At 64.5% G+C, this 21,737-nt stretch carries 19 protein-coding genes; 7 read left to right on the plus strand and 12 right to left on the minus strand.

Annotated features, from left to right (window positions below):
* Positions 1-4: 4 nt before the first annotated feature.
* From AC3WOS_RS15755 to AC3WOS_RS15765, 3 genes are all read right to left on the minus strand, one after another.
* Complete coding sequence (locus AC3WOS_RS15755) at positions 5-790, minus strand: ATP-binding cassette domain-containing protein (RefSeq protein WP_492716966.1); 786 nt, start codon at positions 788-790, stop codon at positions 5-7.
* Between the two features lie 3 nt (positions 791-793).
* A complete protein-coding gene (locus AC3WOS_RS15760) occupies positions 794-1,990 on the minus strand; it encodes an ABC transporter permease (protein ID WP_492716967.1) in 1,197 nt (398 codons plus the stop codon).
* Between the two features lie 155 nt (positions 1,991-2,145).
* Entirely contained in the window at positions 2,146-3,183 is a 1,038-nt protein-coding gene (locus tag AC3WOS_RS15765; protein ID WP_492716968.1) for a sugar ABC transporter substrate-binding protein, read from the minus strand.
* Positions 3,184-3,390: 207 nt separating this feature from the next.
* Here AC3WOS_RS15765 and AC3WOS_RS15770 point away from each other — a divergent pair, with 207 nt between their 5' ends.
* The 3 genes from AC3WOS_RS15770 to AC3WOS_RS15780 are packed head-to-tail and all read left to right on the plus strand — an operon-like array spanning position 3,391 to position 6,265.
* Positions 3,391-4,257: a MurR/RpiR family transcriptional regulator gene (locus tag AC3WOS_RS15770; RefSeq protein WP_492716969.1), complete on the plus strand. Its 867-nt coding sequence runs from the start codon at positions 3,391-3,393 to the stop codon at positions 4,255-4,257.
* Entirely contained in the window at positions 4,250-5,236 is a 987-nt protein-coding gene (gene iolG, locus AC3WOS_RS15775; protein WP_492716970.1) for an inositol 2-dehydrogenase, read from the plus strand. The genes AC3WOS_RS15770 and iolG overlap by 8 nt, the downstream gene beginning before the upstream one ends.
* 9 nt (positions 5,237-5,245) lie before the next feature.
* A complete protein-coding gene (locus tag AC3WOS_RS15780; protein ID WP_492716971.1) occupies positions 5,246-6,265 on the plus strand; it encodes a Gfo/Idh/MocA family oxidoreductase in 1,020 nt (339 codons plus the stop codon).
* 180 nt (positions 6,266-6,445) lie between these two features.
* On the opposite strand, the gene AC3WOS_RS15785 is transcribed toward AC3WOS_RS15780, so the two are convergent.
* The 6 genes from AC3WOS_RS15785 to prpB form a co-directional block, all read right to left on the minus strand.
* A complete protein-coding gene (locus tag AC3WOS_RS15785) occupies positions 6,446-8,110 on the minus strand; it encodes a cation acetate symporter (RefSeq protein ID WP_492716972.1) in 1,665 nt (554 codons plus the stop codon).
* Positions 8,107-8,415: a DUF485 domain-containing protein gene (locus AC3WOS_RS15790; RefSeq protein ID WP_492716973.1), complete on the minus strand. Its 309-nt coding sequence runs from the start codon at positions 8,413-8,415 to the stop codon at positions 8,107-8,109. The genes AC3WOS_RS15785 and AC3WOS_RS15790 overlap by 4 nt, the downstream gene beginning before the upstream one ends.
* 211 nt (positions 8,416-8,626) lie before the next feature.
* Positions 8,627-9,817 carry a 2-methylaconitate cis-trans isomerase PrpF gene (prpF, locus tag AC3WOS_RS15795; RefSeq protein ID WP_492716974.1) on the minus strand — a complete coding sequence of 397 codons (1,191 nt, stop codon included), beginning with the start codon at positions 9,815-9,817 and terminating at the stop codon, positions 8,627-8,629.
* Between the two features lie 78 nt (positions 9,818-9,895).
* On the minus strand, positions 9,896-12,490 hold the full coding sequence (acnD, locus tag AC3WOS_RS15800) for a Fe/S-dependent 2-methylisocitrate dehydratase AcnD (protein WP_492716975.1): 2,595 nt from the start codon (positions 12,488-12,490) through the stop codon (positions 9,896-9,898).
* A gap of 11 nt (positions 12,491-12,501) precedes the next feature.
* Positions 12,502-13,656, minus strand: a complete 1,155-nt coding sequence (gene prpC, locus AC3WOS_RS15805) for a bifunctional 2-methylcitrate synthase/citrate synthase (RefSeq protein WP_492716976.1) — start codon at positions 13,654-13,656, stop codon at positions 12,502-12,504.
* A gap of 78 nt (positions 13,657-13,734) precedes the next feature.
* Positions 13,735-14,622 (minus strand): methylisocitrate lyase, encoded by an 888-nt coding sequence (gene prpB / locus AC3WOS_RS15810; protein ID WP_492716977.1) that lies wholly within the window; start codon positions 14,620-14,622, stop codon positions 13,735-13,737.
* Positions 14,623-14,871: 249 nt separating this feature from the next.
* Here prpB and prpR point away from each other — a divergent pair, with 249 nt between their 5' ends.
* Entirely contained in the window at positions 14,872-16,626 is a 1,755-nt protein-coding gene (gene prpR / locus AC3WOS_RS15815) for a propionate catabolism operon regulatory protein PrpR (RefSeq protein ID WP_492716978.1), read from the plus strand.
* A gap of 250 nt (positions 16,627-16,876) precedes the next feature.
* Here the strand turns inward: prpR and AC3WOS_RS15820 are convergent, their stop codons facing one another.
* Positions 16,877-17,284, minus strand: coding sequence for a hypothetical protein (locus tag AC3WOS_RS15820; RefSeq protein ID WP_492716979.1), 408 nt, complete (start codon positions 17,282-17,284; stop codon positions 16,877-16,879).
* Positions 17,285-17,607: 323 nt separating this feature from the next.
* Between AC3WOS_RS15820 and AC3WOS_RS15825 the strand changes: the two genes are divergently transcribed.
* Positions 17,608-17,895 carry a type II toxin-antitoxin system mRNA interferase toxin, RelE/StbE family gene (locus AC3WOS_RS15825; RefSeq protein ID WP_492716980.1) on the plus strand — a complete coding sequence of 96 codons (288 nt, stop codon included), beginning with the start codon at positions 17,608-17,610 and terminating at the stop codon, positions 17,893-17,895.
* A complete protein-coding gene (locus tag AC3WOS_RS15830; protein WP_492716981.1) occupies positions 17,892-18,152 on the plus strand; it encodes a helix-turn-helix domain-containing protein in 261 nt (86 codons plus the stop codon). The genes AC3WOS_RS15825 and AC3WOS_RS15830 overlap by 4 nt, the downstream gene beginning before the upstream one ends.
* Positions 18,153-18,164: 12 nt before the next feature.
* Here AC3WOS_RS15830 and AC3WOS_RS15835 read toward each other — a convergent pair whose 3' ends face one another.
* On the minus strand, positions 18,165-19,652 hold the full coding sequence (locus AC3WOS_RS15835; RefSeq protein WP_492716982.1) for an aminotransferase-like domain-containing protein: 1,488 nt from the start codon (positions 19,650-19,652) through the stop codon (positions 18,165-18,167).
* A gap of 9 nt (positions 19,653-19,661) precedes the next feature.
* Positions 19,662-20,246, minus strand: coding sequence for a LysE family translocator (locus AC3WOS_RS15840; protein ID WP_492716983.1), 585 nt, complete (start codon positions 20,244-20,246; stop codon positions 19,662-19,664).
* A 614-nt stretch (positions 20,247-20,860) separates the two neighbouring features.
* Between AC3WOS_RS15840 and AC3WOS_RS15845 the strand changes: the two genes are divergently transcribed.
* Positions 20,861-21,736 carry an alpha/beta fold hydrolase gene (locus tag AC3WOS_RS15845; protein WP_492716984.1) on the plus strand — a complete coding sequence of 292 codons (876 nt, stop codon included), beginning with the start codon at positions 20,861-20,863 and terminating at the stop codon, positions 21,734-21,736.
* The last annotated feature ends 1 nt before the right edge of the window (position 21,737 follow it).

The raw sequence follows: 21,737 nt of genomic DNA on the forward strand, positions 1-21,737 counted from the left end.
TTCATCAAATGGTCACGCCATCGAGTTCGCTCATCAGTGTCTGCATTTCGGCGCCGCCGGCCATCATGTCCAGCAGTTCGTCCTTGCTCACGGTCTGCTTGGTGTAGGTGCCCAGCGACTTGCCCCGGTTGAGCAGGGTGAACGAGTCGCCGATCGGGTAGGCATGGTGCACATTGTGGGTGATGAAGATCACCGAGATGCCCCGCTCGCGCGCCTTGTGGATCAGCTTGAGCACGTTGAACGACTGCTTCACGCCCAGCGCCGCTGTCGGCTCGTCCAGGATCAGCACCCGCGCCCCGAAATGGATGGCCCGTGCAATGGCCAGGCACTGCTTCTCGCCGCCGGACATGGTGCCGATGGCCTGGTGCGGGTCACGCACCATGATGCCCATCTCGGCCAGCTTGGCGCGCGCCGTCTCGGCCGCGTAGGCCATGTCCATCACGGGCAGCACGCCGAACAGCTTTTTCATCGGCTCGCGGCCCATGAAGAAATTGCGCGCCACCGACAGCAGCGGCACCAGCGCCAGGTCCTGGTAGACGGTGGCCACGCCGGCGTCCAGCGCTTCGCGCGGCGACTGGAAACTGACCGCCTCGCCATCGACCAGATACTGGCCGTCGGTCGGCTGGTGCACGCCGGCCAGGGTCTTGATCAGGGTGGACTTACCGGCCCCGTTATCGCCCAGCAGGCAATGCACTTCGCCCTGCCTGAGGCGCATGGTCACGTTCTGCAGCGCGATCACCGAGCCGAATCGTTTGCTGACGTTTTCCAGTGCAAGAATGTATTCACTCATGATTTACCTCGCCTCCGTCACGCGGCTACGCACATAGCGGTTGAACAGCACCGCGATCAGCAGCATCACGCCGAGGAACACGCGGAACCAGTCCGAATTGATGTTGGTGTAGGTGATGCCGATCTGGACCACGCCGAAGATCAGCGCGCCGAAGCAGGCGCCGACCACCGAGCCGTAGCCGCCCGTCAGCAGCGAACCGCCGATGACGGCCGCGATGATGGCCTCGAACTCCTTCTGCATGCCGCGGTCGGCCGCCGCCGAACCCACGTCGCACACTTGCAGCGTGGCGAACAGGCAGGCGCAGAAGGCGGTGAACACGAACAGCGAGGTCTTGACCAGCCGCACCGGCACGCCCACGTTCTTGGCCGCGTTGGCGTCGCCGCCCACGGCGAAGATCCAGTTGCCGTAGCGGGTACGGGACAGCACGAACCCGCCGCCCAGCGCCAGCGCCGCCCACCACACGATCACCTTGGGGATGCCCTTGACCAGCGGTTCGCCGCCATCGAGCACGGCGATCCAGCCGGCCTTGGCCATCCAGCGGAACAGGCCCACGCCCACGTCGCCCTGGAACAGCAGGCCGGCCAGCCAGTCGTGCGCGGCCAGCTCGCCCACGCCGCTGACGATGGTACGGTTGGCGAACATGATGGACAGCGCCAGCGTCAGCCCGCGCAGGATGAACAGGAAGGCCAGCGTGACGATGAACGACGGCAGCCGGGTCTTGATCACCAGGTAGCCGTTGAGCCAGCCCAGCGCCATGGAACCGGCGAAGGCGAAACAGATGGCCAGCCACAGCGGCCAGTGGAAGTAGACTGACGGGATGGCGATCATCATGCCGGCAAAGCCGATCATGGAACCGATCGACAGGTCGAACTCGCCGGCGATCATCAGCAGGCAGGCGCCGATGGCGATCACGCCCAGATAGGCGGCCACCTGCGACCAGTTGATCACGCCATCGAGGTTGAACATGCCGGAACCGCCGGCCGTCAGGCCGAAGAAGACAAACACCAGCACGGCGCCGGAAATGGAGGCGAACTCGGGACGGCCGAACAATCGGCCTATCCAGCCGACTTGCTGCACGCGCTCGTCGGCGCCTGTGGCCGGCCCGGGTGGGGCCGGCGGAAAACTGGGGGGAACTGCCGCGGATGCGCCGGCAAACAGCACCGGCCCCGCACTTGACGCACTTGATTTTGCCGCACTCATGACTTCTTCCTTTTTTGACTCTGCCGGCGAAAATGGCCGCGCCGTCCGCAATGGGGATGGACAACGGCCGCCGCCCGATCAAGGGCCGGTCCCTGGGACCGCCCCTTGTGCTGTCTTGTGCTGCTCAGCTCAGGCCAGCGCCGCCGGCGGTGAATTTAGCGATACTGGCCCGCGTACTTTTCAACCTTGGCGATATTGTCGCGGGTCACAAAACCCGGTCCGGAGCCGATATGGCGCACGCCGTAGGAAGGCGACAGCCCGTATTCGGCCAGCCGCGCCTGGAACTTGGGATTGGCCATCAGCTTGGCCTTGACCTTGGCCAGGTCGGTGATCTTGTCCTGCTTCATGATGGCCATCACGGCCACCGGCAGGTAGCCTTGCAGGTAGGGCTGCTGGTCGATGGCGAACTTGATGCTGCCATCCTTGATGCCCTTGGAGATGTCTTCCGACAGGTCGAAGGTGGCAAACCAGATCTTGCCCTTCAAGCCCATCTTCTCGACGGCGCGCATGGCCGGCACGGCCGAATCGGGGCCCAGCGCCAGCACGGCCTGGGTGCCGGGATTGGTGCGCAGGTAGGCGCTGACCTTGCTCTCGATGACACCGGGGTCGATGCCGTTGGTATCGAGCGTGGCAGCCTTGTAGTCCACGCCCAGCGCGTCGGCGAAGCCGCGGCAGCGTTCGAACGAGGAAGGATTGGTGGCGTAGTGGTTCACGCACACGAACGATTTGATGCCGGCCGCCTTGGCCTTGGCGCCCGCGCCCTGCCCGGCCTCATATTCGGGCTGGCCCACGTGCATCAGGGCGCCCAGCTGTTCGCTCTGCTGCAAGGTGCCCGAATTGATCGTGATGAGCGGGATTTTCTTGGCCACCACCAGCTTGAGCGGCTTTTGCAGCACGCTGTAGTCGGCGATGCTGGCCACCACGCCGTCGTAGTTGCGGGCGGCCGCCTGCTCGATCAGGCGCGCCATGTCGGCCAGGTCGCCGTTGGGCGGGTTGCGGTAGTCGACCGTCACGTTGAAATCGTCACCGGCGTCCTTGACCGCGTTCTTGATGGTGTTCCACCACGAGTCCGAGTCGGGCGCGTGGCTGACCAGCACGAATTTTTCACCGGCCGCCTGGCTGGCGCCCGCCGCCAGCACCAGTGCCAGCGCTGCTGCACATTGCAATACCGTCCTGCGTTTAAAACCTTGCATGATGTCGTCTCCGTTATCGTTTTATCAGACTGATTTTCGGACTACCTTAGGTCGCTGCTTCAATGCGTTATGGCTCGCATTGATGTCAAGCTTAGAACATCGTCATCGCATTTGCAATTTATTTTTCAATTTTTTTTTAAATAGAAATTTGTTTCCATTTCTTGGAAAGACTTCTATAATTCCTCACATCGGAACAAGGAGCACAACATGGCCGAACCAGCCTCGGTAGAAAGTTTGATGGAGCAGATAGCGGACGAATACGAATCGCTGTCGCGCCAGTTGAAAGTGATCGCCAAATACATAGAGCAGCACAAGGCCAGCCTGATGCTGGAAAAGATCAGCGACATCGCCGCCGCCTGCGACGTGCAGCCGTCGGCCATCGTCCGCTTCGCCCAGCGCTTCGGCTTTACCGGCTTTAGCGAGATGCAGGACGTGTTCCGCCAGGCCTACACGGAGCAGGCCAACGCGGCGCCCAATTACAAGCAGCGCATCCGCAAGCTGATCGCCTCGCGCGACGACCAGCTCGATATCGGCGACATGACGCGCGAATTCATCGACGCCAGCCGCACCGGTCTGGGCGAACTGTCCGAAGGCCTGGACGACGCGCAGCTCGAGGCGGCCGTGGCCCTGCTGCAAAAGGCCGACAACATCTACGTAGTGGGCGTGCGGCGCGCCTTTCCCGTCGCTTCCTACATCGCCTACGCGCTGCAGAACACCAACAAGCGCGTACACCTGGTCAATGGCCTGGGCGGCATGTACCGCCAGCAGATCCGCAGCGTGCGAGAACGCGACGTGGTCATCGCCATCAGCTTCGCGCCGTACGGCCAGGAGACCCAGTATTGCGCCCGCGTGGCCCACCACCAGCGCGCCAAGCTGCTGGTGATCACCGACAGCAAGCTGGCGCCGCTGGCGCGCGTGGCCGACGCCCTGCTCACCGTGACCGAGGGCAGTGCGTACGCCTTCCGCTCGCTCACCAGCACCCTGTGCCTGTGCCAGGCACTGTTCATCGCACTGGCCTACAAACTCGAGTTGGACATAGAAGAAACCCAAGACCCTGGAGGATATGATGATTGAGGCAGCACTGTTCGGCGCCGGTCGCATCGGCAAGATTCACGCAGCAAATCTGGCGCGCCAATCCGGCGTGCGCTTGAAGTATGTAGTGGACGTGCACGCCGAGTCGGCCCAGGCCCTGGCCCAGCTGCATGGCGCGAGCGTCTCCAGCGTGGAAGCGGCATTGGCCGATCCGGCCGTGCAGGCCGTGCTGATCGCGTCCAGCACCGACACCCATGCGGACCTGATCGTGCGCGCCGCCGCCGCCGGCAAGGCCATCTTCTGCGAAAAGCCGGTCGACCTGACGCTGGCGCGGGCGCGCGCGGCGGCCGATGCCGTCCGCCAGGCCGGCGTGCTGTGCATGATCGGTTTCCAGCGCCGCTACGATCCCACCTTCGCCGCCGTCAAGGCGCGCCTGCAGGCGGGCGAAATCGGCGTGCCCGAAGTGCTGAACGTGACCAGCCGCGATCCGGGCGCCCCGCCCGTCAGCTACATCAAGGTTTCGGGCGGCATCTTCAAGGACATGCTGATCCACGACTTCGACATCTGCCGCTGGATACTGGACGACGAAGCGGCCAGCGTGTACGCCACCGGCAGCTGCCTGATCGATCCGGCCATCGGCGAAGCGGGCGACCTTGACAGCGCCGTCGTCACCATCCGCACCCGTAGCGGGCGCCTGTGCCAGATCAACGCCAGCCGGCGCGCCGCCTACGGCTACGACCAGCGCTTCGAGATCCTGGGCAGCGCCGGCATGCTCCAGGCAGGCAACCACAAGCCGACGGAGGTGACGGCGCATACGGCCCTCAACGTCAGCCAGGACAAGCCGGAGCACTTCTTCCTCGAACGCTACCGCGCCGCCTACGCCGACGAAATCGCCCACTTCTTCGACGCCATGATCAACGGCACGCCGCTGCGCACCACGGTGCATGACGGCCTGAAAGCGCTGGAACTGGCCGAAGCGGCCACCACCTCCTGGCGCGAAAAATGCGTCGTCAACCTCTAGGAGGCGGCCATGGAAAAACTGAAAATCGGTATCGCCGGACTGGGGCGGCTGGGCCAGCGGCATGCCGAAAACCTGGCCCACCGGGTGCCGAACGCGCAGCTGGTGGCGGCCTGCAGCCCCGTCGAACAGGAACTGGAATGGGCCCGCAAGACGCTGGGCGTGGCCAACTGTTATGCCGACTACGCGGCGCTGCTGGCCCATCCCGGCCTGGACGCCGTGTTCCTCGTCACCCCCACTTCGCTGCACGCGCAGCAGATCATCGCCGCGCTCCAGGCGGGCAAGCATGTATTCTGCGAAAAACCGCTGTCGCTGGACCTGGAAGACTGCCTGAAGGTGGAGGCCGAGGCGGCCCGCCACCCGCACCTGAAGGTGATGATCGGCTTCGTGCGCCGCTTCGACGCCAGCTACCGAGACGCGGCCAGCAAGATCCGCTCCGGCATGATCGGCAAGCCCTACCTGGTGCGCTCACAGACCATGGACCTGAACGACCCGGGCGGCTTCTTCGTGCGCTTTGCCGCCAGCAGCGGCGGCATCTTCCTCGATTGCAGCGTGCATGACATCGACCTGGCGCGCTGGCTGCTGGACTCGCCCGCGCCCGCGCGCGTGACGGCCACCGGCACCACCGTGATCCACCACGGCCTGCGCGAATTCGGCGATGTCGACAACGGCCTGGCCACGCTCGAATTTGCCGACGGCAGCATGGCCAGCTTCATGGCCTCGCGCACGATGGCGCACGGCCACGAGACGCTGACCGAGGTGTTCGGCACCAAGGGCCGGCTCACCATCGGCGGCGGCGCGCAGCTGAACCGGGTGGAAATCGCCGACCACAACGGCATCAGCCACGAATGCACGCCGGACTTCTACAGCCGCTTCAGCGATGCCTTCCTGCTCGAAGCCCAGGAATTCGTGGACGCGGCGCTGGGCCAGGGCAAGCTGTCGCTCAAGCTGCACGACGCCACCGAGGCGACCCGGGTCGGGCTGGCCATGGCGCGCTCGATGCGGGAGAAGCAGGCCGTCGATCTGCTGTGAGCCGGCGCCCAACGCCGGCTGAACCACCGGGCCCGCAGCCGCACGCGGCGCCCAAGGAAGAAAAAGGGGTACGTCCCCATTTCGAAAAAAGGGGTACGTCCCCATTTTTGCGTCCCCATTTTCAAAAAAAAACAGCCCCGGACCTTGCGGGCCGGGGCTGTCGGAGAAAAGCTCCCTTGCTTAGTGTGCTGCGGCGGTCGAGGCGCCGATACCGGTCTCGGAACGCATTTCCTGGGCTTCGAAGCCGGCGCGGTCGATACGGGCGCGTGGGCTCCTGTCGAGGATGGAGAACAGCCAGATGCCCACGAAGCCGGCCGTCATCGAGAAGATGGCGGGCGAAGCGTAAGGGAACCAGGCGTCCTTGTGACCGAGCACGTCAACCCACACCGATTTCGACAGCACGGTCAGTCCCACGGCCGTGATCAGGCCCATGAAACCGCCGATGGTGGCGCCGCGGGTGGTGCAATCCTTCCACAGCACGGACATGAACAGCACCGGGAAGTTGGCCGAGGCGGCAATGGCGAAGGCCAGCGACACCATGAAGGCGATGTTCTGCTTCTCGAACAGGATGCCCAGCGCGACGGCGATGATACCGAGCACGATGGTGGTGGCACGCGAGACGCGCAGTTCTTCCCAGCTCGTGACCTGGCCCTTCTTGATGACGGTGGCATACAGGTCATGCGACACAGCCGAAGCGCCCGACAGGGTCAGGCCAGCCACCACAGCGAGGATGGTGGCGAAGGCCACGGCCGAGATGAAGCCGAGGAAGACGTTACCGCCCACGGCCTTGGCCAGGTGGATAGCGGCCATGTTGTTCCCGCCCAACAGCTTGCCGGCGGCATCCTTGAACTCGGGGTTGGTCGACACCATGACGATGGCGCCAAAGCCGATGATGAAGGTCAGGATGTAGAAGTAAGCGATCCAGGTGGTAGCCCAGAACACCGACTTGCGTGCTTCCTTCGCGCTAGGCACGGTGAAGAAGCGCATCAGGATGTGCGGCAGGCCGGCGGTACCGAACATCAGCGCCATGCCGAACGAGATGGCCGAAATCGGATCCTTGATGAAGGTGCCGGGGCCCATGATGGCGTCCTTCTTGGCGTGAATTTCAACCGACTTGGCAAACAGCGCCTCGGGGCTGAAGTTGAACTGCGCCAGCACCACGAAGGCCATGAACGAGGCGCCTGCCAGCAGCATCACCGCCTTGATGATCTGCACCCAGGTGGTGGCCGTCATGCCGCCGAACAGCACGTAGACCATCATCAGCGTACCGACCAGCACCACGGCGATCCAGTATTCCAGGCCGAACAGCAGCTTGATCAGCTGGCCCGCGCCCACCATCTGCGCGATCAGGTAGAACAGCACCACCACCAGCGTGCCGGAGGCGGAGAAGATGCGGATCGGCTTTTGCTTGAAGCGATAGGCCGCCACGTCGGCGAAGGTGAAGCGGCCCAGGTTGCGCAGGCGCTCGGCCATCAGGAAGGTGATGACGGGCCAGCCGACCAGGAAGCCGATGGCGTAGATCAGGCCATCGTAGCCGTTCAGGAACACGGCGGCGGAAATGCCGAGGAAGGAGGCGGCCGACATGTAGTCGCCCGCGATGGCCAGGCCGTTCTGGAAGCCGGTGATGCCGCCGCCGGCCGTGTAGAAGTCGGAGGCCGATTTGGTCTTGGCCGCCGCCCACTTGGTGATGAACAGCGTGAAGATGACGAAGGCGCCGAACATCAGGATGGCGGTCCAGTTGGTGGGCTGCTTCTCAGCCTGGCCCAGGTCGGCGCCGGCGGCCAGTGCGGCCCCGGCCACGCCCAGCAGGGCCAGCGCGGCCAGCATGCGTTTCGTGGTCATCATGACTGCACCCGTGCGCGGATGGCCGCCGTATGTTCGTCGAACTCGCCGTTGGCGCGACGCACGTAGATGCCTGTGATGAGCACCGTGAACACGATCACGAACAGACCGATCGGCATGCCCCAGGTCATCACGCCGGCGCCCATGCGGGTAGCCAGCAGTTCCTTGTCGAAGGCGATCAACAGGATGAAACCGTAGTACACCGCCATCATCATCCAGGTCAGCGTCCAGCCGTAGCGGGAACGGACCGACACCAGCTTCTGGTAGCCGGGATCCGCTTTTATCTTTTGAACCAAATCGTCGTGCATCATAGTCTCCTTCATTTTTTGTCATGCCTTTATTTCAGGCTGAGTCCAGATTAGACCCGCTGGCTTACCGTTCGCTTACGGCCAGGCCGTAAATGAGCAGAATGACACGCAAAATGCACATGGCTGGCGCACGATGAAAACGGAAAGGCACGGACGAAAAAAACGGCGCCGCGGTTGCGGCGCCGTTGTGCAGTGCAGCGCGGGCAGGTGCTTAGAAGCAGTCGCCCGGCACCCGCACCCAGCCTTCCATCAGCACGCGCGCGCTGCGGCTCATGATGGCCTTGGTGACGCTCCACTCGCCGTCGACCTGGCTCGCTTCCGCGCCCACGCGCAGGGTGCCCGACGGGTGGCCGAAGCGCACCGCGTTGCGGGCGCCGCCGCCGGCCGCCTGGTTCACCAGCGTGCCGGGAATGGCGGCCGCCGTGCCGATGGCCACGGCCGCCGTGCCCATCATGGCGTGGTGCAGCTTGCCCATCGACAGGGCGCGCACCAGCAGGTCCACATCGGCGGCGCCGACCTGCTTGCCGCTGGACGATACGTAATCCTTGGGCGCGGCCACAAAGGCTACCTTGGGCGTGTGCTGGCGCTTGGCTGCTTCGTCCAGGTGCTTGATCAAGCCCATGCGCAGCGCGCCGTGGGCACGGATGGTTTCGAACATGGCCAGCGCCTTGGGGTCGCCGTTGATGGCTTCCTGCAGTTCGGTGCCGGTGTAGCCGACGGCTTCCGCGTTGACGAAAATGGTGGGGATGCCGGCATTGATCATGGTGGCCTTGAGCGTGCCCACGCCGGGCACTTCCAGCTCGTCGACCAGGTTCCCGGTCGGGAACATGGAACCGCCGCCGCCCTCTTCGTCCGCCGCCGGGTCCATGAATTCGAGCTGCACTTCGGCCGCCGGGAAGGTCACGCCATCCAGTTCGAAGTCGCCCGTCTCCTGCACCGCGCCGCCCGTGATGGGCACGTGGGCGATGATGGTCTTGCCTATGTTGGCCTGCCACACGCGCACGGTGGCCATGCCGTCCTGCGGGATGCGCTCCGGGTCGACCAGGCCGCCGCTGATGGCGAACGCGCCCACGGCCGCCGACAGGTTGCCGCAGTTGCCGCTCCAGTCCACGAAGGCCTTGTCGATCGAGACCTGGCCGAACAGGTAGTCCACGTCGTGATCGGGCTTGCTGCTCCTGGACAGGATCACGGTCTTGCTGGTGCTCGAGGTGGCGCCGCCCATGCCGTCAATCTGCTTGCCGTAGGGGTCGGGGCTGCCGATCACGCGCAGCAGCAGCGCGTCGCGCGCGGCGCCCGGCACTTGCGCCGCGGCCGGCAGGTCTTGCAAGCGGAAGAACACGCCCTTGCTGGTGCCGCCACGGATGTAGGTGGCGGGGACTTTGATCTGTGGTACGTGGGTCATGATGATGTATTCCTAAAAAAGACAGGCGGTACGTCGCCGTACCGCCTGCCGTGCCGAACGATCAGCCCTGGCCGCGCATTACGCGGCCTTGGACGATTCCAGGAAGTCCTGCGCGAAGCGCTGCAACACGCCGCCCGCTTCGTAGATCGAAACCTCTTCGGCCGTATCGAGGCGGCAGATCACAGGCACTTCCACCCGCTCGCCGTTACGGCGGTTGATCACCAGCGTCAGCGTGGCGCGCGGAGTGCGCTCGCCAATCACGTCGTAGGTCTCGGTGCCGTCGATATGCAGCGTGTTGCGGTTCACGCCGGGCTGGAACTCCAGCGGCAGCACGCCCATGCCCACCAGGTTGGTGCGGTGGATGCGCTCGAAGCCTTCGGCCACGATCGCTTCCACGCCGGCCAGGCGCACGCCCTTGGCGGCCCAGTCGCGCGAAGAACCCTGGCCATAGTCGGCGCCGGCCACCACGATCAGCGGCTGCTTGCGTTCCATGTAGGTCTCGATGGCTTCCCACATGCGCGTCACTTTGCCTTCCGGCTCGATGCGGGCCAGCGAGCCTGCCTTGACCTTGCCGTCTTCCAGCACCATCTCGTTCTTGAGCGTCGGATTGGCGAAGGTGGCGCGCTGCGCCGTCAGGTGGTCGCCGCGGTGGGTGGCGTAGGAATTGAAGTCTTCCTCCGGCAGGCCCATTTTGGCCAGGTATTCACCGGCCGCGCTGTCGAGCATGATGGCGTTCGACGGCGACAGGTGGTCGGTGGTGATGTTATCGCCCAGCACCGCCAGCGGACGCATGCCCGTCAGCGTGCGCGCGCCTGCCAGCGCGCCTTCCCAGTACGGCGGACGGCGGATGTAGGTGGTCTGCGGACGCCAGTCGTACAGCGGGCTGACCTTGATGCCGTCGTCGGCCTGCTTGGCGAACATCGGGATGTAGACCTTGTTGAACAGCGCAGGCTTGACGCTCGATTCGACCAGCGCGTCGATCTCCTCGTCGGACGGCCAGATGTCCTTCAACGTGACCGGCTTGCCGTCGGCATCGATGCCCAGCACATCCTTCTCGATGTCGAAGCGGATGGTACCGGCAATGGCGTAGGCCACCACCAGCGGTGGCGAAGCGAGGAAGGCCTGCTTGGCGTAGGGGTGGATGCGGCCGTCGAAGTTGCGGTTGCCCGACAGGACGGCGGTGGCGTACAGGTCGCGCTCCACCACTTCCTTCTGGATCACCGGGTCCAGCGCGCCGGACATGCCGTTGCAGGTGGTGCAGGCATAGGCCACGACACCAAAGCCCAGCTTTTCCAGGTCGTCCATCAGCTTCGCTTCTTCCAGGTACAGCGTCACGGCCTTGGAGCCGGGCGCCAGCGAGCTTTTCACCCATGGCTTGCGGGTCAGGCCGCGCGCGTTGGCGTTGCGGGCCAGCAGGCCGGCGGCGATCATGTTGCGCGGGTTGTTGGTGTTGGTGCAGCTGGTGATGGCGGCGATGATGACGGCGCCGTCGGGCATCAGGCCAGGCTCGTTCTCCACCTTGCCGCTGATGCCGCGCGCTGCCAGCTCGGAGGTCGGCACGCGCTTGTGCGGGTTGGACGGGCCGGCGATGTTGCGCACCACGGTAGACAGGTCGAACTTGAGCACGCGCTCGTATTCGGCCGCCTTCAGGGTGTCGCCCCACAGGCCGGTCTGCTTCGCATACAGCTCCACCAGCTTGACCAGTTCGTCGTCGCGGCCGGTCAGCTTGAGGTACTTGATGGTCTGCTCGTCGATGTAGAACATGGCCGCGGTGGCGCCGAATTCAGGCGCCATGTTGGCGATGGTGGCGCGGTCGCCCAGCGTCAGCGCGGACGCGCCTTCGCCGTAGAACTCCAGGTAGGACGACACCACTTTTTCCTTGCGCAGGAATTCGGTCAGCGCCAGCACCGTGTCGGTGGCGGTGATGCCGGGTTGCGGCTTGCCGCTCAGCTCCACGCCGATGATGTCGGGCAGGCGCATCCACGAGGCGCGGCCCAGCATCACGCTTTCCGCTTCCAGGCCGCCCACGCCGACGGCGATCACGCCCAGCGCGTCGACCATCGGGGTGTGCGAGTCGGTGCCCACCAGCGTGTCCGGATAGGCCACGCCGTCGCTCACCTGCACCACCGGCGACATGCGTTCCAGGTTGATCTGGTGCAGGATGCCGTTACCGGGCGGGATCACGTCGACGTTCTTGAACGCCTTCTTGGTCCAGTTGATGAAGTCGAAACGGTCTTCATTGCGGCGGTCCTCGATGGCGCGGTTCTTGGTGAAGGCGTCGGGATCGAAACCGCCGCATTCCACCGCCAGCGAGTGGTCCACCACCAGCTGGGTCGGCACCACCGGATTGACCTGGGCCGGGTCGCCGCCTTGCAGGGCGATGGCGTCGCGCAGGCCGGCCAGGTCCACCAGCGCGGTCTGGCCCAGGATGTCGTGGCATACCACGCGCGCTGGGAACCACGGGAAGTCGAGGTCGCGCTTGCGCTCGATCAGCTGCGACAGCGAGGCGTTCAACGTGGCCGGGTCACAGCGGCGCACCAGGTTCTCCGCCAGCACGCGCGAAGTGTAGGGCAGCTTGTCGTAGGCGCCGGGCTCGATCGCGTCGACGGCGGCACGCGCGTCGAAGTAATCGAGCTTGGTGCCCGGCAGGTTCTTGCGAAATTGAGTGTTCATGTTCGCTTCCATTACTTGCGGTCGGAGATAGGCACGAACTGCAGGTCGTCAGGACCGACATAGTTGGCGCTCGGACGGATGATCTTGTTGTCGATACGCTGCTCGATGATGTGGGCAGCCCAGCCGGAGGTACGCGAGATGACGAACAGCGGCGTGAACATGGCCGTCGGCACGCCCATCATATGGTACGACACGGCCGAGAACCAGTCCAGGTTGGGGAACATCTTCTTCACTTCCCACATGACCGATTCCAGGCGCTCGGCGATGTCGAACATCTTGGTCGAACCGGCTTCCTTGGACAGGTTGTGCGCCACTTCCTTGATCACCACGTTGCGCGGGTCCGAGATGGTGTACACAGGGTGGCCGAAACCGATCACCACTTCCTTGTTGGCCACGCGGTTGCGGATGTCCGCTTCCGCCTCATCGGCGTTCTCGTAGCGCTTCTGGATCTCGAAGGCGAATTCGTTGGCGCCGCCGTGCTTGGGGCCGCGCAGCGCGCCGATGGCGCCGGTGATGGCCGAGTAGATGTCCGAACCCGTGCCGGCGATGACGCGGCCGGTGAAGGTGGATGCGTTGAACTCGTGCTCGGCGTACAGGATCAGCGAGGTGTGCATCGCCTTGACCCACGACTCGGACGGCTTCTCGCCATGCAGCAGGTGCAGGAAGTGGCCGCCGATCGAGTCGTCGTCCGTTTCCACTTCGATGCGCTTGCCGTTATGGCTGAAGTGGTACCAGTACAGCAGCATGGAGCCGAACGATGCCATCAGACGGTCGGCGATGTCGCGCGCGCCGGGCACGTTGTGGTCGTCCTTTTCCGGCAGGGTGCAGCCCAGCACGGACACGCCGGTGCGCATCACGTCCATCGGGTGGGCCGATGCCGGCAGCGCTTCGAGCGCCGACTTGACCGACTGCGGCAAGCCGCGCAGCGATTTGAGCTTGCTCTTGTAGCCTTTCAGTTCGGCGGCGGTGGGCAGCTTGCCGTGCACCAGCAGGTAGGCGATTTCCTCGAATTGGCAGGTGTTGGCCACGTCCAGGATGTCGTAACCGCGGTAGTGCAAATCGTTGCCGGTCTTGCCGACGGAGCACAGCGCGGTATTGCCGGCGGTCACGCCCGACAGGGCAACGGATTTCTTCGGCTTGAAGGTGGCGACTTGTTCAGCACTCATTTGATCTCTCCAGATGTTCTATGTTTGGGATTGCGATTTTGCGATTGCGGTGTAAGGCTTTGCCTGTTGTTCCTGCGATTACTTCTTCTGCGCCTGGAACAGCGCGTCGAGCTTCTGCTCGAAGCTGTGGTAGTTGATGCGCTCGTACAGTTCCATGCGGGTCTGCATGGTGTCGACCACGTTCTTCTGGGTGCCGTCGCGGCGGATCGCGCCGTAGACGTTTTCGGCCGCCTTGTTCATGGCGCGGAAGGCCGACAGCGGATACAGCACCAGGCCCACGTCGGCGCCGCGCAGCTCGTCCACCGTGTACAGCGGGGTGGCGCCGAACTCGGTGATGTTGGCCAGCACCGGCACCTTGACGGCCTTGGCGAACTGGGAATACATGGGCAGGTCGGTGATCGCTTCCGGGAAGATCATGTCGGCGCCCGCTTCCACGCAGGCGATGGCACGCTCCAGGGCCGATTCCAGGCCTTCCACGGCCAGCGCATCGGTGCGCGCCATGATGACGAAGTTCTCGTCGGTGCGGGCATCGACGGCGGCCTTGATGCGGTCGACCATCTCCTGCTTGGAGACGATCTCCTTGCCCGGACGGTGGCCGCAACGCTTGGCGCCGACCTGGTCTTCGATGTGGATGGCGGCGGCGCCGAACTTGATCATGGACTTGACGGTGCGCGCCACGTTGAAGGCGGACGAGCCGAAGCCGGTGTCGACGTCGACCAGCAGCGGCAGGTCGCACACGTCGGTGATGCGGCGCACGTCGGTCAGCACGTCGTCCAGGTTCGAGATGCCCAGGTCGGGCAAGCCCAGCGAACCGGCGGCCACGCCGCCGCCCGACAGGTAGATGGCCTTGAAACCGGCGCGCTTGGCCAGCAGGGCGTGGTTGGCATTGATGGCGCCCACCACCTGCAGCGGGGATTCTTCTTGTACGGCTTTGCGGAATGCGGCGCCGGCGGAGTATTGGCTCATGTCAGACCTTTCGTTGGTGCGTGTGGGTGGTTGCGCGGTAGCGCGTTGCGTCACTTATTGCAAGGGACGTGCCAGCGCGTGCCGGCGCGCCGCGGCGGTGGACAAACCCAGCAAAATCAAGCACTTGGCGCATGACAGGCAGGAAAAATTGTTGAGCATGCAAGTATCCGATGTTGCAACGAGGTTGCAACGATGTTGCATCGAAGTTTCGCAGTGGAACATTGAAACGTAGTGGCGTACAATTGAAACATGCGCCATTCCACTCCCCTGCCCCTGGACAACACCGACAAGCCCGTGATCTGGACCGTGTCGGTGTCGCGCCTGTACGACCTGTTCCGCGACATCACGCTGGAATACGACGAGCTGGCCACCATCGAACCGATCAACCTGGGCTTCGACGAAGCGGCGCGCCACATCCGCGAACGGATGGCCACCGAGCGCTGCGACGCCGTCATCGCGGCCGGCTCCAACGCGGCCTATCTGAAGGGCCGGCTGTCGGTGCCGGTGGTGATCGCCAAGGCCAGCGGCTTCGACGTGATGCAGGCGCTGGCGCGGGCGCGCCGGGTGTCGGACCGCATTGGCGTCATCACCTACCAGGACCCGATGCCGGAGCTGGCCGAATTTGCCGCCACCTTCGGCTTCTCCATCGTGCAGCGCACCTACGCCACCGAGGAGGATGCACGGGCCCAGATCAATGAACTGAAGGCGGCCGGCATCCAGGCCATCGTCGGCGCCGGCCTGATCACGGACCTGGCCGAGGAAGCGGGGCTGACGGGCGTGTTCGTCTACTCGGCCGCCTCGATCCGCCAGGCCTTCGACGACGCGCTGGAGATGGCGCGCCTGACCCAGCTCGAAGTTAACCGCAGCCGGCGCGTGGTGGTGGCCGATACGCTGCGCGCCAAGCATGGCCTGAACGATCTGCGCGGCGACTCGCCCGCCATGGAAGCGTTGCGCCAGTCCGTGGTGCTGTACGCGAAGTCGCCGGCCACGGTGCTGATCCAGGGCGAGACGGGCTGCGGCAAGGAACTGGTGGCGCAAGCCATCCACCGCGAAAGCCCGCGCATCCTGGGCCAGAACCGGCCGTTCGTGGCCGTCAACTGCGGCGCCATCGCCGAATCGCTGCTGGAGTCGGAACTGTTCGGCCACGAGGAAGGCGCCTTCACGGGCGCGCGCCGGGGCGGCCATGCGGGCCTGTTCGAGGCGGCCAACCGCGGCACCCTGTTCCTCGACGAGATAGGCGAGATGCCGCTCACGCTGCAAACGCGGCTGCTGCGGGTGCTGGAGGAACGCGAAGTGGTGCGGGTGGGCGGCACCCGCCCCATCGCCGTCAACGTGCGCATCATCAGCGCCACCCACTGCGACCTGGAACAGCGCGTGCGCGAAGGCCGCTTCCGGGCCGACCTGTTCTACCGGCTGGCCGTGCTGCGGCTGTCGCTGCCGCCGCTGCGGGCGCGCCAGGACGACGTGATCGGCCTGGCCGAATGGTCGCTCAAGAACGCGCTGGCGGCGCTGGGTGCGCGGCCCCATCCGAACCTGCACGCCGAAGTCATGGCCTGCGCGCCGCTGCTGCAGCGCTACGACTGGCCCGGCAATGTGCGCGAACTGCGCAACCTGACGGAGCGGTTGGCCCTGTTCCTGGCGGCCGAACCGCTGCAGGCGCTGACGCCGACTTTCGTGCTGAACGTGGCGCCGGAACTGCTGCCGCGCGCGGCGACAGGCGGCGGGCTGGATGGCGCCATTCCTCCGACGGCTACATATCCGGCCTTGATGCCGGTTCATGGCGCCGCCCCGCACGCCACGCCGCCCGGTGCTGGCCCGGCCGCGCCGTTGGGCATGCCCCTTGCTGCATCTGCCCCCATCCCGGCGCCGCCCGCCCCGGCGGAATCGGTGACGGCCGTGCTGGCCCGCTTCAGCGGCCGGCGCGATGCTGCCGCCGAATACCTGGGCATCAGCCGTACCACGCTGTGGCGCAAGCTGCGCGCCGAAGGTGGCGGGGAAGGATGAGAAACTAGCTAAGTTGTAGTAGCTTGGCCTTGACCTGACCTGACTGACGCAGGCAGATAAGCCAAAGCCGGAGTTGGCCCGCTACCGCCCCAAACCGGAAGAACGCCGTCCAGAGTAGGAATCTCTTAGCATTGCGACTGAAAGGGCGAAGGAATTCTCAAATGTTACGGTAACTCCCCCCTCGCGAGCTGCGCTGCGCTGCGATCGCATGGGGCGTATTGCCTGAAAGGTTTGTTGCAGATTGGCGCTGCTAAAGCAAGACCTGAATAATGTGTTTTTTGGCCTGTGGCACTGAGTCAGAGAACAGCTCGGTTCCCTCGGGTGCCGCAACCTCAGTAAGAATAGCGTTGACACCAATTTCTTTGATCTTCGCGAATAGCGCTGGGGAGTCATGCGGAAAATTGAGACGCTCTACATTGAGAGGCGTCGGCTTGAAGAACTGAATCATTGTGGCTTCGATGGTCTCGATGACATCGGCGAATTTCAAAATCGGAGGATCTAGCTCTGACGGACGATAAAGGACAATAGAAATAGTCTGTCTGCTTTGCCGTCGGCCTTGTTCGGCCAGTAACTTCTGTAACTTCTTGTGCCCTTCGCCGAGGCGATCTTGGGCTTCACGCTTTTCCGACTTCGCTATGCCGATGTATTTGACACGCAAGGGAATTAATGGGCAGTTTTCCGCGTAGTTCAGGAGAAAGGATAGGTTGCATGGGAACTTTTCAGTGCCATGGCCAGAGCCGCAAAACTCGAAGCTGTCAGGAAACAGGCCATAGCATGTTGCTCGCACATCGGCGTACGGGAGAATCGGCGCACGAAATACGATCTCGTGTTCAGTAATTGTGCGTGGGGTAAGTTCAAGTCTTACCGAGCAAGCAAAGTGTGTGGGGGAAAGTCGGCGTACGGACAGCGGGACATTTGACACATCTCAGCATTACGCCCAGCTGACAAAGCATATGATCTTTTGCGTCACGATAATGACGCATGTGGAACATCGTTGAACATCACCGAGTTGAAAAGCAATTGGTTACCGCCGTGCCGCTTGAAGTACTGAAACGCTACCAGAAATGGCAAGAGATCGCGCCAGCATCTGGTCCACGTGGGCTACGTTCTATCAAAGGCTTCCACGATGAAGCATTGTCCGGCATCTGGAAAGGCTATCGGTCGTCCCGGCTTGGCCTTCAATGGCGCGTGATCTATCATGTGCAGGAGAGCCTGTTTTTGATCCAGGTGATGCATGTGAACGCACACGACTATCGAAGGCAATCATGAAGAACTTCCGCCCCGCTAAGCAACGCGTCAATGTGACAATAGGCGAATCCGTCCGCATCGTGCGGGAGCTGCAGGAGCTGACGCAGGCGGAGCTGGCGCGAATGACAGGCATTCCGGCATCCGCCATTTCTGCAATCGAACGCGACCGCATCAGGCTGAGCGCAGAGCGCGCCAGGCTGTTGGCGCGTGCCCTGCGCTGCCATCCGACCGTGCTGATGTTTCCAGGGTGGGATAGCGACCTCGATTCCGCCGCCTGAACCCGGCGCTCCTCAATCTGCCCCCGACGCGCCTTCGACACCCTGTGAAGTTGATCTGGCGCCGCTGGCGCGGGCCAGGCTTGCGCGCCCGCCAGCCACCGCGCGCAGGCGTTCTTCAAGGTAGGCGCTCACGCGCGGATGCTGGCTGAAGGCGACGTTGAAGCGGATGTGCTGGTCCGGCGTGTCGTTGGCCGAGAACGCGGCGCCACGCATCAACAGGATTTTGTTGCGGTAGGCGTCCTGCACCAGCAAGTCCACGTCCAGCCCTTCGGGCATGGTGCCCCACAGGAAAATGCCTGCGTCGCCGGGCTGCTCGAACAGCACGCCGGCCGCGCTCAGTTGCTGCGTGCTGGCGTTGCGCGCCACCATGATCTTGCGTTGCAGCCGCTCCAGGTGCTTGCGCAGGTTGCCGGCCTTGAGCACTTCCAGCAGAACGTATTCGTTCAGCGCAGGCAAGGTCATGATGGCGTGGATCTTGGTGCGCATCAGCAGCTTGAGCAGGGCGGGCGCCGCGGCCAGGTAGCCCATGCGCAGGGCCGGGCTCAGCGCCTTGCACAGGCTGGAGTAGTAGATCACGCCGTCCAGTCCGGACAGCGATGCCAGCCGCGCGCCGTGGCCCTGCTGGAAATGGCCGTGGACGTCGTCTTCGGCGATCAGGAAGCCATACTGCTGCGCCATGATCAGCACCTTGTGCAGGTTGGCGGCGCTGCTGCTCCAGCCGGTGGGATTGTGCAACGCCGTCTGCACGAACAGCAGGCGCGGACGGTGTGCGCGGCAGGCGGCGTCCAGTTCGTCCAGGTCGAGGCCATCGGGACGGCGCTTGATGGGCACCAGGCGCACGCCGTCCTGGCGCAGCCGGCCGAACATCAGGAAGTATCCGGGGTCTTCCACCAGCACCGTATCGCCGGGCTGTAGAAACGTGCGGCAGATCAGATCGATCGCATGGGTGCCGCCGAACGTGGTGAGGATGTGGCTGGCGTCCGCGGCGATGCCGATGCCGCGCAACAGCAGCGCGATCTGCTCGCGCAGTTCGGCCAGCCCTTGCGGCGGACAGCGCGAGGCCATGCCAGCCGCGCTGCGCGCCAGGCCGCGTTGCACGGCGGCCGCCGGCAGCGCGTCCTGCAGCCAGGTGGGCGGCAAGGCGCCGCTGCTGGCCAGCAGCACGCCCGGCCGCTGGTCGTTCACTTGCTGGATCAGCCAAACCGGCTCCTGCTCCTGGCCCGCTTCCAGCGCCACCTCGTCGGGAATGGCGCGGTTGGCGTCAGTGGGTGCGCAGACGAAGAAGCCCGCCGTGCCGTGCGTATCGATGACGCCTGCGGCCACCAGCCTGTCGTAAGCCACCACCACGGTGTTGGTGCTGACCGCGAGCTGCGTGGCGAGCTGGCGGATCGACGGCAGCTTGGCCCCGCCAGGCAGGACGCGTTGCGCGATCTGCTGGCGCAATGCGGTCTCAATCTGCTTGAACAGGGCGATGGGTGAGGAGCGGTCGATGGGGAACATGGTGGAAGTCTAGCGTAAAAACATCACGGCGAGGACCAGCAGGATGGCCCCCATCGCCAGATTGAATATGCGCTGGTTGCGGGACGCTTTCAGCACGCTGCGGATCGAGACGCCGAACAGCGCCCACATGGCGTTGCACGGCATGCCCACCACGGTGCCGATCACGGACACCAGCAGCGCGCTGGCGAGCATGTTGCCCTGCGAAGGCATGAAGACCGATGCCATGGTGATCGCCTTGAGCCAGCTCTTGGGGTTCAGCGCCTGGAACAGCGCCGCCTCCGTAAACGTCACGGCCTTCGGTGCGCTGGCTGCCGCCACCGAGGCACCGGTAAGCTTCCAGGCCAACAACATCAGGTACAGCGCGCCCGCGATCCGCAGCACCTGCTGCGCCATCGGGTACGCGACGAACACGCTACCCAGCCCCACGCACATGAGCATGGTCTGCACAAAGATGCCGACCTGGATGCCGAGGATAACCGGCAGCGCACTTCGATAGCCGAAATTGGCGCCGGTGGTGGCCAGCATGACGTTGTTCGGCCCGGGCGTGGCGGACATCACAAAGCAATAGCTCATCAGGGGCAGGAGGTCGGTCATGGTATGCAGTCGCAGCGTGGAGAAGGCCCCAGTCTAGAAGCGCTGCATGGGAGGGACAAGACACAAGGCGCCGCGTACAAGCACATGCTGTATCAGTCGAACGAGTGCTACAGCGGCGGGAGCCGTCTGCCACGATCGAATGTGGCGCCGCCGTTTGCTTCAAAGCGTAGTATTTGAAACGCATCAGACCGTCACAAGGTGCTGCCTGCGCCGGCGTGGGCGCCGCTGCACATCCAGACCGCTTTCCCCAGCATCTAGCGCCGCCTGGCGTTCGCCGTCCGCCCTATGCGGTGACATCAAACATCCCCGCACTGGCGCACAGCCGGCATCGAAGTTCAGAATCCGGCCTGTGCGGCAGCGCATTGGGCCAGCGCCGCGGGCACCGCCGGCACACTGGCGTTGTTACCGGGACGGTGGTTCGGTTTCCCGCTGCATGCCCGCCGACGGCGCAAGCTATACGGGACTTGACCAGGTTATCGCGCAAGCGGCGCCGCGCATCCCCCTACCCTGCCTTCTGACCAGTCATCCCGGTTTGCGACCACCCATCCCGGCGCGATGGCCGGACCGGCGGCGCATCGCTAGCATCGGTGTTTTCAGCCATCCAGGAGAATGCCATGACGTTTCAACGCTTGCGCCAGTTGTTGGCCTGTGCCGCCGCGCTGCTGCTGATACAGGCGCCCGTGCGCGCCGCCAGCCACCCATCGTTCCAGGTCGAAGTGAGCGGCGCCGGCCAGCCCATCATCCTGATCCCCGGCCTGGCCAGTTCGGGCGAGGTGTGGAACGGCACGGTCGCGCGCTATTGCGGCAACCACCAGTGCCACGTGTTGACGCTGGCCGGATTCGCCGGGGTGCCGCCGGTCGATGCCCCCTTGCTGCCGGCCGTCGAGCAGCAGCTGAGCGACTACATCAGTGCGCTCGGCATGGACCATCCGCTCGTCATCGGCCACAGCCTGGGCGGCTATCTGGCGCTCAAGCTGGCGGCCGACCATCCGCAACAAGTCGGCCGGCTGGTCATCGTCGACGCCCTGCCGGCGCTGGGCGCCGCGCAACTCCCCTCCGCCACCCCGGCCCAGCTCAAGGAAATCGCCGACAGCACCCGCAGCCGCATGCTGCAGCAGGATGGCGCCAGCGCCCTCGCCCGTCAGCGGCAAGTACTGGTCACCATGATCAGCAAACCGGCCGACATCGAGCGCGCCGCCGGCTGGGGCCAGCGCTCTGACCGCGCCAGCGTGGCCAACGCCATGGCCGAGCTGCTGCAGGACGATCTGCGCCAGGACATCGGCCGCATCCAGGCGCCCACGCTGGTGCTGGGCAGCTGGATCGCCTACCGGGACTACGCCACGCGCGAGGCCATCGAACAGAATTATCGCCAGCAATACCGGGCGCTGGCGGGCGTGCGCATCGCGCTGGCGGACACGGCGCGCCATTTCATCATGTACGACGATCCCGACTGGATGTATGCTCGCATCGACGACTTTCTAAAAAATTAAA

The sequence above is a fragment of the Rugamonas sp. FW305-51 genome (assembly GCF_058786935.1).